Below are 13,462 nucleotides of genomic sequence, written 5' to 3'. Positions count from 1 at the left end.
CAGACAATATAAATTTCGATCGATAAAAAAGACAAGGACTGTAAATATGCATAAATTAGCCATTAATACGCCGCAAAATGTAAAATTTGAATACAATTTGGCTTCACTTGGGTCGCGGATCATCGCCTTTGCAATCGACTATTTCATTATCACGTGTTACGCTATTATGGTGTATTACTTGGTCTCACGGATCGGCCTGTTTAATACAGGCGACCCCTGGTTGACAGGGGGTGTTTATATGCTTATTTTGCTTCCTGCATTTTTTTATCCTTTCCTTATGGAGACCTTCTTTAACGGACAAACCATCGGAAAAATGATCATGCGCACTAAAGTCGTAAAAATTGACGGCACGCGTGCGTCGATGTATCAATATTTTATTCGCTGGATATGTTCTATTGTGGATATTTTTTTATGTGCAGGTGCCTTAGGAATTAGCAGTATCATCGCGACAAAACATGCGCAACGGATTGGTGATATTGCTGCTGACACAACCGTCATCAGTATGAAACAAAACATGGCCCTCCAACAAACACTATTTGCAGAAATTACACAAGAATATACGGTAACCTTTCCGCAAGTGATGCAATTGTCGGATAAAGATGCCAATACCATTAAAGATGTATATAAAATGGGTTACGAACGCAAAGATTACAACATCATTTTGGCATTAAGTAATAAGCTCGTCGAACTGCTGGATGTCAAACCGCAGATGCGTCCCGAAGAATTTATTGACGTAGTAATTAAGGATTATTATTACACGTTTAGGGATCGATAACACTTAAAACCGCCATTGCACATAATTGATGTTTTTATTATCGGCAAGATACTTTCTCTCGTAATACGTTTTGATCGATAGAACCTCATCCACGAAGTCCGAGTGATACAAGTTGGTGGTTTCTTTTATTTTAGGGAGATTCAACAATGCAATCTGTTCCAGAGTATAGGCATAGAAGCCGTCGTTGTCCGTTTTCAAATGCAGAATGCCATCATCGTTCAAAATTGCTTTATACTTTTCCAAAAACTTAGGATTAGTCAAACGCTTCTTCTCTCGGCTATCTTGGGGTTGAGGGTCAGGAAAGGTAATCCAAATTTCATCTATTTCGTTTTCTGCAAAATATTCCAATATGGTTTCAATCTGAATCCGGAGGAACCCTACATTGGAGACCTCTTCTTCCAACGCTGTTTTCGCCCCTCTCCATATCCGGTTTCCCTTATAGTCAATACCGATAAAATTGATGTGGGGAAACATTTTCGCTAAGTTAACGGTATATTCTCCCTTGCCACAGGCTAGTTCCAATACAACCGGGTTATTATTTCCAAAGAACTTCTTTGCCCATTTTCCTTTATAGTCTTTTCCAGCATCCAACTGAACAACATTCTTAAATGTAGCCACTTCGGCAAATTTCCGTAACTTATCCTTACCCATTTTTAGCAATTTGTCCGCAAAAATAACCTTATATTTGTAGGAATCAATGGAAAAAGAAGCTAAAATATATGTTGCGGGTCATCGTGGGATGGTGGGTTCAGCGATTGTCAGAGCATTAGAAAAAGAAGGATATCATCGCCTTATCAAACGCAGCTCAAAAGAGCTCGATTTGCGAAACCAATCTGCTGTGGCAGACTTTTTCGCTGAAGAACAACCAGAATATGTATTCCTAGCGGCTGCAAAAGTCGGGGGTATTGTCGCAAACAACACCTATCGCGCCGATTTTCTCTACGAGAACGTCATGATCCAAACCAACGTGATCCATCAGGCGTATGTTCAAAATATCAAAAAACTATTATTCTTAGGCTCTAGCTGTATCTATCCAAAACTTGCCCCACAACCTCTCCAAGAGGATTATTTATTGACGGGCACATTGGAACCTACCAATGAGCCTTATGCCATTGCAAAGATTGCTGGAATTAAAATGTGTGAAGCCTACCGTTCGCAATACGGGTGCAATTTCATCTCGGCAATGCCTACCAATCTGTATGGTATCAATGACAATTATCACCCACAAAACTCCCATGTATTGCCCGCGCTAATACGTCGTTTCCACGAGGCGAAAATAGCTGGAGTAAATGAAGTGAGTATCTGGGGAACCGGCTCACCACTTCGGGAATTTCTATATGCGGATGATTTGGGCGAGGCCTGTGTTTTTTTAATGCAAAACTATAATGAGGCGCAATTTATTAACGTAGGTGTTGGTGAAGATATCAGTATTCGCGATCTTGCTTTTCTCGTGCGCGAAGTTGTGGGGTACACCGGCGAACTTAGCTTCGACAGAAGTAAGCCTGACGGCACCCCTCGCAAACTTATGAACATTGATAAGCTGCACGCATTGGGTTGGAAACATACAACCTCTTTAAAAGAAGGGATCACGCTAGCCTATACAGATTTTCTAAGCAAACCTATTGAAGATTAATAAGCATCGCCAGTTAATCGTTCGTCTTCCGGAATCGCAGACTGTCGCTCGATAAGCACCTCTTTCTCTACAACATCTTCGTCAATATTTCTCTTCCTTTTTTTCTTTTTTGGTTTTATAAAAGATGTAACTTTATTAACCAACCCACTTATTTTATCTTGATTAACTTGCCCTATAGCCGTTTCCGAAACCAACAAAAATATTGCCTTTTTTAACCAGCCAGCCTTTCGAAGCACTGTTGAATTTAACACAATAGGCGCCCCCACTTGCAAGATCCTCGTTAACCAATCGGCATCTTTACTTTGTACAGCTTTAGCAACACCTGATGAAAAACCCTTTAACATACCTACACCAGGTACGTGCGAAGACAATCGTCGAAAAAACCGAAAAGGTGTATCTACCTTTACTTTTAACAGCTCATATTGATCCGTCAAATAAGCTTCCTGCTCTCTCCGTCTCAAATTGAGTCGAGCAATCTCCGCTTTTAAATCATGTAAATTATTTATTTTCTGTGAACTCTTCATTTATGCTTGATTTGATTTTCTCATCCATGACATCCTCATCGATATCATCATCCTCCTCCCCCTGCCATTTGCTTGTCACCTTACGGATAGTAAAATTCATAAAGATTCTTTCCAGACTCGGCTCAAATACGCGGATAAGTAACACGAGTACAAAAAAGATAACACCCGTTAATAAAAAACCAAGCGCATTACTTTCCAACACTTCTCCAAGATAAAAGCCTAGAGCCAATGAACAGAAAAAAACAATGAATAAAGTAAATACTATCCTGACTACATCCAACACCAAAGACCCCATTATACGAGATCCTTTAGCTAGACCTTTCAATTGTAATAGTTTTAGCTGTGTGTCCACATATTCTTTCCCCTTTTGAAAGGTGCCACTAAGCGAAAATTTTTCCTCTTCCATCAAATGTTTTTTTATGCTATTAGTCCAAATGCTAGGCGTGTTCTTCTATTTCGTCATCTACAATAGATTCCATTTCTGACACCTTCGATGTTACTAAACCTATTAGCTTATCTTTAAGTTCACTAAGTTGTCCAAACTGTTCTTCGGCACGTTCCTTAATGGCGTCTCCCAAATCAGACAAGGATTCATTTATCTTATCTCTCGTCTCGGACCCTTTATCGGGAGCAAACAATAACCCTACAATCGCTCCTGCTGCAAACCCTGCTAATAATGCCGTTACTATTTTACTGTTATCATTCATATGTATATAATTATTTCGTGAGCTCGCAAGCTCGGTTTGTTTGTTTTTTGTTGTTTAATTAATTCTCGATTTCACCTAATTGAAGACTAAATAAGTTATACAAGTAACAAATAATCCTTGTAAACGTTTTAAAATTACAAAAGTATTTTGGGCTTCATTACCTCTTTTTTGCTTTCTTCCTTTTTTTGTCTAATTTTAGGCAACCATTTTAACATTTTTAGCTATGCTCGTCAAAACCTTTAGTAGTGCCTTATATGGTATAAATGCGACAACTATTACAGTAGAAACCCTTGTTTGCCCTGGAATACACTATTATATAGTCGGGTTGCCAGACAGTGCTATCAAGGAAAGTCTGCACCGTATTGAAAGTGCTATTACGAGTGCCGGACATCGTATGCCACGTCAGAAAATCGTCATCAATTTAGCTCCCGCAGACATTCGCAAAGAAGGCTCTGTCTACGATTTGTCTATGGCTATCGGTATTCTCGCAGCATCCGGCCAGATAGAAGAGAACCTGTTAGTGAATTATGTCATGTTAGGCGAATTATCCTTGGACGGCGATATTCAACCCATCAAAGGTGTTTTACCAATAGCCTTACAGGCCAAACAGGATGGGTTTAAGGGTGTTATTTTGCCCGTTTCCAATGGTCGAGAAGCTGCAGTCGTTCAAGATATGGAGGTACTGACGGCAAATAACCTCCAGGAGGTCATTCTGTTCCTTAATGGCCAACAGAAGCTACCGAGCGTACATATTGATATCGAAGACGAATTCCGTCATTATACAAACAGCTATACCGTTGATTTTTCCGATGTAAAAGGACAAGAAAATATCAAAAGAGCATTAGAAATAGCCGCTTCCGGCGGGCATAATGTCATTTTAATCGGCCCTCCCGGCTCAGGCAAAACGATGCTTGCCAAATGTTTGCCAACTATTCTTCCTCCACTTCTTTTAGATGAATCTCTGGAGACAACCAAAATCCATTCTGTTTCCGGTCAACTTCATGCGCGTTCCTCCCTCCTGACAGCTCGGCCCTTCCGGGCTCCGCACCATACCATCTCCGACGTTGCGCTCGTTGGTGGCGGTGCCTCACCGCAACCCGGAGAAATCTCACTGGCCCATCACGGTGTACTGTTTCTGGATGAACTCCCAGAGTTTAAAAGGTCTGTCTTGGAGGTTATGCGACAACCGTTAGAGTCTCGTAATATCACCATTTCACGTGCAAAGTTCTCGGTTAATTACCCGGCGAGTTTCATGCTAATTACGGCGATGAACCCTTGTCCGTGTGGATATTATAACCATCCGGAAAAGGAATGTATCTGTGGGAGCGCTACGGTACACCGCTATCTGCGTAAAATTTCCGGACCTCTATTGGACCGTATAGATCTACACGTTGAAGTGACACCTGTCACATTTAGCGAACTCGCTACCACCAGGAATACCGAAACCAGCGAAATTATCCGAAAGCGAGTTGTACAGTCCCGAAAAATTCAAGCACTACGCTTCGCAAATTTTGATGATATTCATATCAATGCACAAATGAATACACCAACCGTCCGCCAGGTATGTCAAGTGAGCAACTCCGGCAAGCAGCTTCTACAAGCCGCCGTAGAACGTCTTGGACTTTCTGCACGAGCCTATGATCGTATATTAAAAGTATCACGTACCATAGCCGATATGGACGGCTCAGAAAAAATTGAAAGCCACCATCTAGCAGAAGCCATCCACTTTAGAAGTTTAGATCGGGAGAACTGGGCTGGGTAGTGTGGTTTAAAAAAATTGACGAATAATATGGCTAATAGACCACGGATAAAGCAGTACCGTCAATCCTATACCTGCAAGTGCACCAAATAAATGAGCGTCATGATTGATATTATCGTATGCTTTTTTAGATGCCCAAATACAATATCCTAAAAAGAGGAATGCAAACAAATAAGCGGGTATTGGAATAACCATAAAGAGCCCGAGCATCGCTTTTGGTTGAAACATGATAAAGCTAAACAGAACGGCACAAATAGCACCGGATGCCCCTAAACTATAATAGCCGGGGTTATTTTTCTGCCGGATCAACGTGGGGATATCGCTCAGGATTAAACTAACAAGGTAAAGTCCGGCAAAAAGTACATGTCCCCAGACACCACTAAACTGAACAAACATATTCTCTAGACCAAACCCAAAATAGTAGAAAGTCATCATATTAAAAATGAGATGCATCCAATCTTTATGGATCAAGCCACTCGTAAAAACCATATACCATTTTGACTTATCCCTATGAAGCGCATATGGATGGAGCATTAATTTTGTATACCACTGCGGATTGGAAAAAACATACAAGCTCACCCCTATTGTCAAGGCGAAAATTACAGAGGCAACAGGGGTAGCGTAAAGGTAGTATAACATAAAATTCTGTAGATTAAAATCTGTCTTCGATCAAAAAGACATATAGTTCTTTGGGTCCATGTGCACCTAGCACCAACTTCTTCTCAATGTCTGCTGTTCGGCTGGGCCCAGTAATCGTTGAAATCATAGAGGGAAGATGATCACCATATTTCTCTTTCACACGCTGCAGTCCATGTCTAATATCCATAACGAGTTGGGAGGCTTTGGCTACCACAATATGAATAGGTGGATAAATACTTAGTCGACGGCCTGCTCCATTTCCATTGGTCAGCATGATGCTTCCATTGCGGGCGATAAGGGCCTCGCACGTTGTAATCCCTGCATCTGCCCCATCCAGCTGTTGATCGGTTGTATAAATCGGAAAACCATATTGTCCTAACAACTTTTGTATTTCAAGCTCCCAGGCTAAAATCTTTTTTATTTCTAGCTTTTCTGCTAAAAGTATTAAATTCTCAATAAGCGAAATCTCCCCGTCACAATACACAAAATTACCTGCTACCTGTGTGAACTCCCGCGCGAAGGTGACATCTAACGGTTCTTCCTCATCTTTGTAGAGCGGAGAATCTTCAAAGTCATTATGCGGATTCTCTCGCTTTTGCAACAAAGCTTGACGAATCTTTTTCAGCATCCGCTCCTTAGCGGTGGTGTTTCGAATATTCATGTATGTAACCCTTATGAAGAAGCGTCGTGTTGTCCGCTTCAATCATTATTGGGCGCATGCGATGCGTCCTTATTCTTCTGATTTTGTATCGTTGTTATTACTATCTTGAGGGAGATCCAACGGCAAATCCGTTTGCGGAACACCCCCTCCGTCAGCACCACCATTTACAAATTCGTCATACGCCGTACGGTTTTCGAACGGACGTTTACCTAAAATTTCTTCCAGATCACTCTGGAACAGGATTTCTTTCTCCAACAGCTTCTCTGCGATTTTGATAAGGCCGTCTTGCTTATCCAACAGAAGCTGTTTCGTTCTATCATACACCGCTGCGATTAAGTTTCGTACCTCTTGGTCGATTAACTCTGCAGTTTGATCAGAATAGGGTTTTTGGAACTGCGTTTCTCCAGCACTATCACGGAAAGAAACATTTCCTACCTTATCATTCATACCATACACGGCGGTCATTGCATAAGCTAGTTTAGTGATTCTTTCCAAATCATTTTGTGCGCCTGTACTGATGCGGCTAAACGTAATATCTTCTGCTACGCGCCCCCCCATGGTCATACACATACTATCTAGCAATTGCTCCGTCGTATATAAGAACTGCTCTTTCGGCAAATATTGAGCATATCCGAGTGCGGCAACACCACGCGGAACTATAGAAACCTTAACCAAGGGATCCGCAAACTCCAAGAACCAACCAGCGATAGCATGGCCCGCTTCGTGATAAGCCACTATTTTCTTCTCTTCTGGAGAGATAATTTTATTTTTCTTTTCAAGCCCTCCAATAACCCTGTCAATGGCGTCCTGGAAATCTTGCATATTAATAGACGCTTTATTTTTTCGAGCTGCGATTAATGCCGCTTCGTTACATACGTTAGCGATCTCTGCCCCCGCAAAACCCGGTGTTTGTGCCGACAGCTTCTTCGCGTCCACTTCTTCTGCTAATTTCAACGGTTTTAAATGGACGTTAAATATATGCTCACGTCCGATCAAATCGGGCTTATCGATAGAAATCTGTCTATCAAATCGTCCCGGACGCAACAACGCTTGATCCAATACATCTAAACGGTTGGTCGCTGCTAAAAGGATGACGCCTAAGTTCGTACCGAAACCATCCATTTCCACTAACAACTGGTTTAACGTGTTTTCGCGCTCGTCATTCCCGCCCATAACCGAGTTTTTACCACGGGCGCGTCCAATCGCATCAATTTCGTCGATAAATATAATACAAGGTGCTTTTTCTTTCGCTTGTTTGAATAAATCTCGTACACGAGATGCGCCAACACCTACAAACATTTCTACGAAATCCGATCCTGATAAAGAGAAGAACGGCACCTGCGCTTCTCCAGCTACAGCTTTTGCTAATAATGTTTTACCTGTCCCTGGAGGCCCCACCAGTAAAGCTCCTTTTGGAATTTTACCCCCTAGATCTGTATATTTCTTTGGATTTTTCAGAAAATCAACGATCTCCATCACTTCTGTTTTTGCTTCTTCCAGTCCGGCAACATCATTGAAGGTGATGTTTATCTGAGACTCCTTGTCAAAAAGCTGCGCTTTAGATTTCCCGATATTGAAAATTGCGCCACCACCAGTACCCGCGCCTCCGCCCATACGACGCATCAATAACATCCATATAGCCACAATGATTAATAACGGAAGCATAAACGAAATGAACCAACCCGCCCAGGGATTAGATCTATTTTCGTAATGTGGCTCAATGCGTGGTTGATCTTCTGGCAAGTTCGCTTGTGAGTTTTTCAGCTTCTCATTTAAAATCACATCAGAAGGCTCCGTAAATGTATATTGCGGCCCCACCTCTGGAGACAACAATAGCGAATTGGGGCTAGGTGCCACATCCTTATACCGATCTTCTTTAAGTTTATCTTTTTTTATGTATACTTCCACCTCGACTAAATCATTACTCTTAAAGGCAACAAGCTTTTCTACATCGCCAGGTAGTAATATCTCCTTTTCAAATTTTGAATAAGTAATCTCTTCAGTATTATCGCTACTAAAAAAGTACTGCAGTCCAAAGAACCCGAGGATAATTAATATCCATAACCACATCATATTAAATTTGGGTGGAACAGGAGTTACTTTTTTACTTGGAATTTTCTTCATTACAATCTATTATATCTATTTCTTCTACTCTTACTTGTTAAATTTACGCACTTCGATATGTTTCTACCTGAGCGTCACCCCATAAATCTTCTATGCCATAATGGCTTCTTTTTTCCGTTTTAAAGATGTGAACAACAACATCTACAAAATCTAACAAGATCCATTCTGCGTTATGTTGACCTTCTTTGCGCCATGGTTCTTGCCCGAAGGCTTTATAAACCTCCTCTTCTACACTACTCGCTATGGCATTGATTTGTGCTGCAGAGTCCGCATGACAGATCACGAAATAATCAGATAAGGTGGCATTAACGTTCCGCATATCCATCCGCACAATATCGTTGCCTTTTTTCTCTTGCATACCCTGTACGACAACTTCTGCAAGTCTACCTGATAGTTCCTTTTTTGTATCTTTATTCATTAAAAAACATTAGTTTTGAACGCTATTTATGTCTTTAAATATTTTTCCTTTGCAAAATAACACATTTTCCCGACTTTACCTTAGACAAAATTTAATTGTACTGGAAGAAGTAACGTCTACAAACGATTATTTAAAACAACTTTTGTCAAATATTAAGCCACTTCCCGAAGCAACTGCCATTATGGCAACCCACCAAGTAAGAGGAAAAGGGCAACGGGGGAATTCTTGGCTTGATGAGCCTTCTGAAACATTAGCGATAAGTTTCGTCTTATATCCCAAAGACATTTCCATACACCAATCGTTTAATTTAAACATGTTAATTTGTGTAGCCATCCAACGATGGGCTTCTACATTACTTCCTGATGTCCAAGTCAAATGGCCCAATGATATTTATATCCGTGGCAAGAAATTGGGCGGAGTCTTAATTGAAAATCAATTGTCTGGTCAATATATTCGCTCTAGCGTAATTGGCATCGGTATCAATATAAAGCAAGAAACCTTCCCCATAACGATACATGGCAAAGCAACTTCTCTTCATATCGAAAACCCCGAAGCGTCAAAACATTCTCTTGAACACTATGGCCTATCTCTCCTTTCCACGATAATAGCACAATACGAACATACAGATCTACAAGATACGGGAAAACTACTGGACATCTACAATAATCTACTGTTCAGGAAGGGGATTCCCGCATTCTATGAAATAGAAGGAGAAACGGTTATGGGAATTATCCAAGGCGTGGAAAGCAACGGTAAATTGAATATGATGATCCATGACGAAGAACGCATATTTGACCTCAAGGAAATTCGTTTTAAGGTATAAGCAGCACATGAACCCGCCAATTTTCGACTCAAGAATGCTGGACATTTTATGTAGGTTTGAAAATAATTTTAAGCTTCGATTGGATTAAACCTTATCAAACCGGATTAGTCCAACATGCTAAAGAATCACGCAATAAAGTAATTTTAGTTAGAATGAAAAAATTAACTCTCTTAATTGCCATCGTGTTATTCACTATGGCGGGTGCAGTGGCCCAGATATACAATCCCGTAAAATGGAGCGTTGCGTCTAAAAAGTTAAATGATAAAGAAGCTGTTGTGTTTATCAGAGCCACTATTGATAAAGGGTGGCACATATATGGCTTAAATGTTCCAGACGGTGGACCAATCGCGACATCGTTTGCATTCACACCGACTAAAGATTACAGCTTAAACGGTAAGGTTGCCGCTCCTGCTCCGCAGACAAAGTTTGAAAAGGCTTTTGACATGAATGTTACTTACTACGCGAAAGAAGTTACTTTTCAACAAAAAGTAAAATTAAACAAAGGCCAAACGACTGTAAAAGGAATAGTTGAATTCATGGCTTGCGATGCTGAAAGGTGTTTACCTCCAGAGGAATATGCTTTCAACGTCACAATTAAGTAGTATTTATCATAAATAGAAAACGATAAGGCGGTAAGTTTACCGCTTTTTTTTATTTTAGCGAATTATCAAAATAAGTTATGCGTTCATTATTTAAATACTTTGTAATCCTACAAATTTTCATATTTACCTTATATAATTCGTCTTTTGCACAGCAGGATAGCCTAGTCTCGTTCGACGATGTTGAATTTACAGATGGCGCTATCGACACAGCGGACGACACACTTGTAGAGATACCTGAAGATCTCATTTTCGAGGACGGGACGACGAATGAAATGGAGAAGGGGCAGGCAACAGATTCCCCGGTGCAAGAGGTAGACGCCAGCGGAACCGAACAGCAATCTCTCTGGGGCATCTTTATTGCGGGGCTATTGGGAGGTTTTGCCGCCTTCATTATGCCTTGTATATTCCCCATGGTTCCATTAACCGTCAGCTTTTTCACTAAGAAGGGAGGATCCCGCGCCAAAGGTGTATCGCAGGCCCTTCTATACGGTCTGTTCATCATCGTTATCTACGTGGCGCTGGGCATGCTCATTACTATAGCTTTTGGTTCCGATGCACTCAATGCCCTGTCTACCAACGGTGTTTTTAATTTTCTATTCTTCTTGATTCTAGTGGTCTTCGCCGCTTCTTTTTTTGGGGCATTCGAACTTACCCTCCCTAGTTCTTTTGTAAACAAAATAGATGCACAGTCAGATAGAGGCGGATTGTTGGGTTTGTTTTTTATGGCGTTCAGTCTGGCGTTGGTATCCTTTTCCTGTACTGGGCCGATTATCGGCACATTGTTGGTAGAAGCAGCGGCAAAGGGCGAGCGTCTTGGGCCCGCAATCGGCATGCTCGGCTTTTCAATTGCGCTGGCCATACCTTTTGTATTATTTGCCTTCTTCCCCTCGATGCTGAAATCTCTACCGAAGTCAGGTGGTTGGCTTAACAGCGTTAAGGTCGTATTAGGTTTCCTTGAGTTGGCATTGGCACTGAAATTTTTGTCTAACGTGGACCTTGCCTATCACTGGAACTGGTTAGATAGAGAGGTGTTTTTGGCACTTTGGATAGCCATATTCGGACTGTTGGGGCTGTATTTGATCGGCAAGCTACGTTTTGTACACGACAGTCCTTTACAACATTTATCCGTACCCCGAACCCTATTGGCTATAACCGTGTTCGCCTTTGTGGTATATATGGTACCGGGTATGTGGGGAGCACCGTTAAAGTCTATATCGGCATTTTTACCCCCCTCAGCGACGCAAGATTTCGATCTTTCCACCATAAATTTTGGTACCGCACCTACCGGGACAACCAACACAGGCAAGCAGAAGAAATATTACGAGATTTTTCATGAGCGTGGTACACCGAAAGGATTTGATCCCTACTATGATTACGAAGAAGGGCTTGCTGCGGCGAAAGCGTTAAATAAACCGGTGCTCATCGACTTCACCGGCTGGAATTGCGTAAATTGCCGCAAGATGGAGGCCAACGTATGGACCGATCCCAAAGTAGCAACGCTCCTGAGGGAGAAATTCGTCATGGTAGAATTGTTTGTAGACGATAGAACGGAGTTATCGCCTGAGGAGCAATATGTTTCAGCATACTCGGGCAAACGCATCCGGACTATTGGAGCAAAAAACAGTGACTTCCAAGCGTCTACATTTAATAGTAATTCACAGCCATTATACGTCATCGTAGATACGGACGGCAATGTACTGATACCACCCACCGGTGCAGACTACAATGTGAGTAGTTATGCGACGTACCTACAGCAGGGAATTGATGCATTTAATAATAACGAGTAGCCATAAAAATTAAAAAAATATACTAAATGAAAGCTATAAAAAACATTGCCGTTTTAACATCTGGAGGTGATGCCCCGGGTATGAATGCGGGTATACGCGCCGTCGTGCGTACGGGAATATATAACGACTTAAATGTATTTGGTATACGTCGGGGTTATGATGGTTTGGTAAAAGGAGAGATTGTACCGATGGACGCTAAATCGGTTGCGAACATCATCCAACGCGGCGGAACAATGCTCAAAACAGCTAGAAGTGAGGAATTTAAAACTTATGAGGGGCGTAAACAGGCATACGAAAACATCCAAAAGTTAGGAATTGACGCCTTAATCGTCATCGGTGGAGACGGGACATTTACAGGTGCCTCCAAGTTCATCGAAGAGTTTGACATTCCTATTATAGGGATGCCAGGCACAATCGACAATGACTTAGCAGGAACGGATTTTACTATCGGATACGACACGGCTATTAATACCGTAGTTGATGCGGTTGACAAGATAAGGGATACAGCGGAATCTCATGATCGCGTATTCGTTATTGAGGTTATGGGACGCGACTCTGGCTTGATTGCCTTACGGTCTGGGATCAGCACAGGAGCAGAGGCTGTCTTAATCCCGGAGTTAAACGTAGATTACGATGCCATTATGAAACGTTTAGATAAATCTCGTAAAAACAAGTCTTCTCGCATTATCATTGTAGCAGAAGGGGATAAAGAGGGAGGCGAAGTCGTGGCGGATAAAATCAAGGAGAACTTCCCTCATTACGATGTACGTCTTTCCATCTTAGGCCACATCCAACGGGGTGGCAGACCAAGCTGTATGGATCGCGTGCTGGCGAGTAGACTGGGGGTCGCTTCTGTAGAAGGACTTCTACAAGGTAGACGAGGAGAAATGGCAGGACTTATCTGCGGGCAAGTGCAGTTCACACCATTCAACAAAGCGATTAAACATATTGACAAAATAAACGAGAATTTGACAAGAATCGTAGAAATTCTGTCGCTATAAAAGTAAGAG

Annotated in this window: 15 protein-coding genes; 7 read left to right on the top strand and 8 right to left on the bottom strand. The window is 41.7% G+C overall.

What is annotated here, in order from left to right; all coding sequences use genetic code 11:
• The first annotated feature begins 46 nt into the window (after window positions 1-46).
• On the top strand, window positions 47-775 hold the full coding sequence (locus H8B17_RS17690) for an RDD family protein (RefSeq protein WP_190310566.1): 729 nt from the start codon (window positions 47-49) through the stop codon (window positions 773-775).
• 3 nt (window positions 776-778) lie between these two features.
• Here the strand turns inward: H8B17_RS17690 and trmB are convergent, their stop codons facing one another.
• Complete coding sequence (gene trmB, locus H8B17_RS17685; protein ID WP_190310565.1) at window positions 779-1,426, bottom strand: tRNA (guanosine(46)-N7)-methyltransferase TrmB; 648 nt, start codon at window positions 1,424-1,426, stop codon at window positions 779-781.
• Window positions 1,427-1,472: 46 nt separating this feature from the next.
• Between trmB and fcl the strand changes: the two genes are divergently transcribed.
• Window positions 1,473-2,408 (top strand): GDP-L-fucose synthase, encoded by a 936-nt coding sequence (gene fcl, locus H8B17_RS17680; protein WP_190310564.1) that lies wholly within the window; start codon window positions 1,473-1,475, stop codon window positions 2,406-2,408.
• Here the strand turns inward: fcl and H8B17_RS17675 are convergent.
• From H8B17_RS17675 to H8B17_RS17665, 3 genes are read right to left on the bottom strand one after another with little or no spacing between them, the layout of a single operon-like run.
• Window positions 2,405-2,932, bottom strand: coding sequence for a hypothetical protein (locus H8B17_RS17675; RefSeq protein ID WP_190310563.1), 528 nt, complete (start codon window positions 2,930-2,932; stop codon window positions 2,405-2,407). The two genes, fcl and H8B17_RS17675, sit on opposite strands and share 4 nt — an antisense overlap.
• Window positions 2,907-3,338, bottom strand: coding sequence for a hypothetical protein (locus H8B17_RS17670; RefSeq protein ID WP_223816655.1), 432 nt, complete (start codon window positions 3,336-3,338; stop codon window positions 2,907-2,909). Before H8B17_RS17670 ends, H8B17_RS17675 begins: the two co-directional genes overlap by 26 nt.
• A 31-nt stretch (window positions 3,339-3,369) precedes the next feature.
• On the bottom strand, window positions 3,370-3,639 hold the full coding sequence (locus H8B17_RS17665) for a YtxH domain-containing protein (RefSeq protein ID WP_190310561.1): 270 nt from the start codon (window positions 3,637-3,639) through the stop codon (window positions 3,370-3,372).
• A 223-nt stretch (window positions 3,640-3,862) separates the two neighbouring features.
• Between H8B17_RS17665 and H8B17_RS17660 the strand changes: the two genes are divergently transcribed.
• Complete coding sequence (locus tag H8B17_RS17660; protein ID WP_190310560.1) at window positions 3,863-5,401, top strand: YifB family Mg chelatase-like AAA ATPase; 1,539 nt, start codon at window positions 3,863-3,865, stop codon at window positions 5,399-5,401.
• 6 nt (window positions 5,402-5,407) lie between these two features.
• On the opposite strand, the gene H8B17_RS17655 is transcribed toward H8B17_RS17660, so the two are convergent.
• The 4 genes from H8B17_RS17655 to rsfS all read right to left on the bottom strand — a co-directional run bounded on the left by H8B17_RS17655 (window position 5,408) and on the right by rsfS (window position 9,240).
• Entirely contained in the window at window positions 5,408-6,037 is a 630-nt protein-coding gene (locus tag H8B17_RS17655) for a rhomboid family intramembrane serine protease (protein ID WP_190310559.1), read from the bottom strand.
• Between the two features lie 13 nt (window positions 6,038-6,050).
• A complete protein-coding gene (locus H8B17_RS17650) occupies window positions 6,051-6,698 on the bottom strand; it encodes a LutC/YkgG family protein (protein WP_190310558.1) in 648 nt (215 codons plus the stop codon).
• A 69-nt stretch (window positions 6,699-6,767) separates the two neighbouring features.
• Window positions 6,768-8,822 (bottom strand): ATP-dependent zinc metalloprotease FtsH, encoded by a 2,055-nt coding sequence (gene ftsH / locus H8B17_RS17645; protein WP_190310557.1) that lies wholly within the window; start codon window positions 8,820-8,822, stop codon window positions 6,768-6,770.
• A gap of 43 nt (window positions 8,823-8,865) precedes the next feature.
• Window positions 8,866-9,240 (bottom strand): ribosome silencing factor, encoded by a 375-nt coding sequence (gene rsfS, locus H8B17_RS17640; RefSeq protein WP_190310556.1) that lies wholly within the window; start codon window positions 9,238-9,240, stop codon window positions 8,866-8,868.
• A 28-nt stretch (window positions 9,241-9,268) separates the two neighbouring features.
• Between rsfS and H8B17_RS17635 the strand changes: the two genes are divergently transcribed.
• The 4 genes from H8B17_RS17635 (at window position 9,269) to pfkA (ending at window position 13,453) form a co-directional block, all read left to right on the top strand.
• A complete protein-coding gene (locus H8B17_RS17635) occupies window positions 9,269-10,063 on the top strand; it encodes a biotin--[acetyl-CoA-carboxylase] ligase (protein WP_190310555.1) in 795 nt (264 codons plus the stop codon).
• Between the two features lie 152 nt (window positions 10,064-10,215).
• Window positions 10,216-10,665 carry a protein-disulfide reductase DsbD domain-containing protein gene (locus H8B17_RS17630; protein ID WP_190310554.1) on the top strand — a complete coding sequence of 150 codons (450 nt, stop codon included), beginning with the start codon at window positions 10,216-10,218 and terminating at the stop codon, window positions 10,663-10,665.
• A gap of 77 nt (window positions 10,666-10,742) precedes the next feature.
• Window positions 10,743-12,452, top strand: a complete 1,710-nt coding sequence (locus H8B17_RS17625; RefSeq protein WP_190310553.1) for a protein-disulfide reductase DsbD family protein — start codon at window positions 10,743-10,745, stop codon at window positions 12,450-12,452.
• Between the two features lie 26 nt (window positions 12,453-12,478).
• On the top strand, window positions 12,479-13,453 hold the full coding sequence (pfkA, locus tag H8B17_RS17620) for a 6-phosphofructokinase (protein ID WP_190310552.1): 975 nt from the start codon (window positions 12,479-12,481) through the stop codon (window positions 13,451-13,453).
• Window positions 13,454-13,462 lie beyond the last annotated feature (9 nt).

The sequence above is a fragment of the Sphingobacterium arenae genome (assembly GCF_014692505.1).
Taxonomy (GTDB): domain Bacteria; phylum Bacteroidota; class Bacteroidia; order Sphingobacteriales; family Sphingobacteriaceae; genus Sphingobacterium; species Sphingobacterium arenae.
This window is presented reverse-complemented; position numbering and strand designations above follow the sequence as displayed.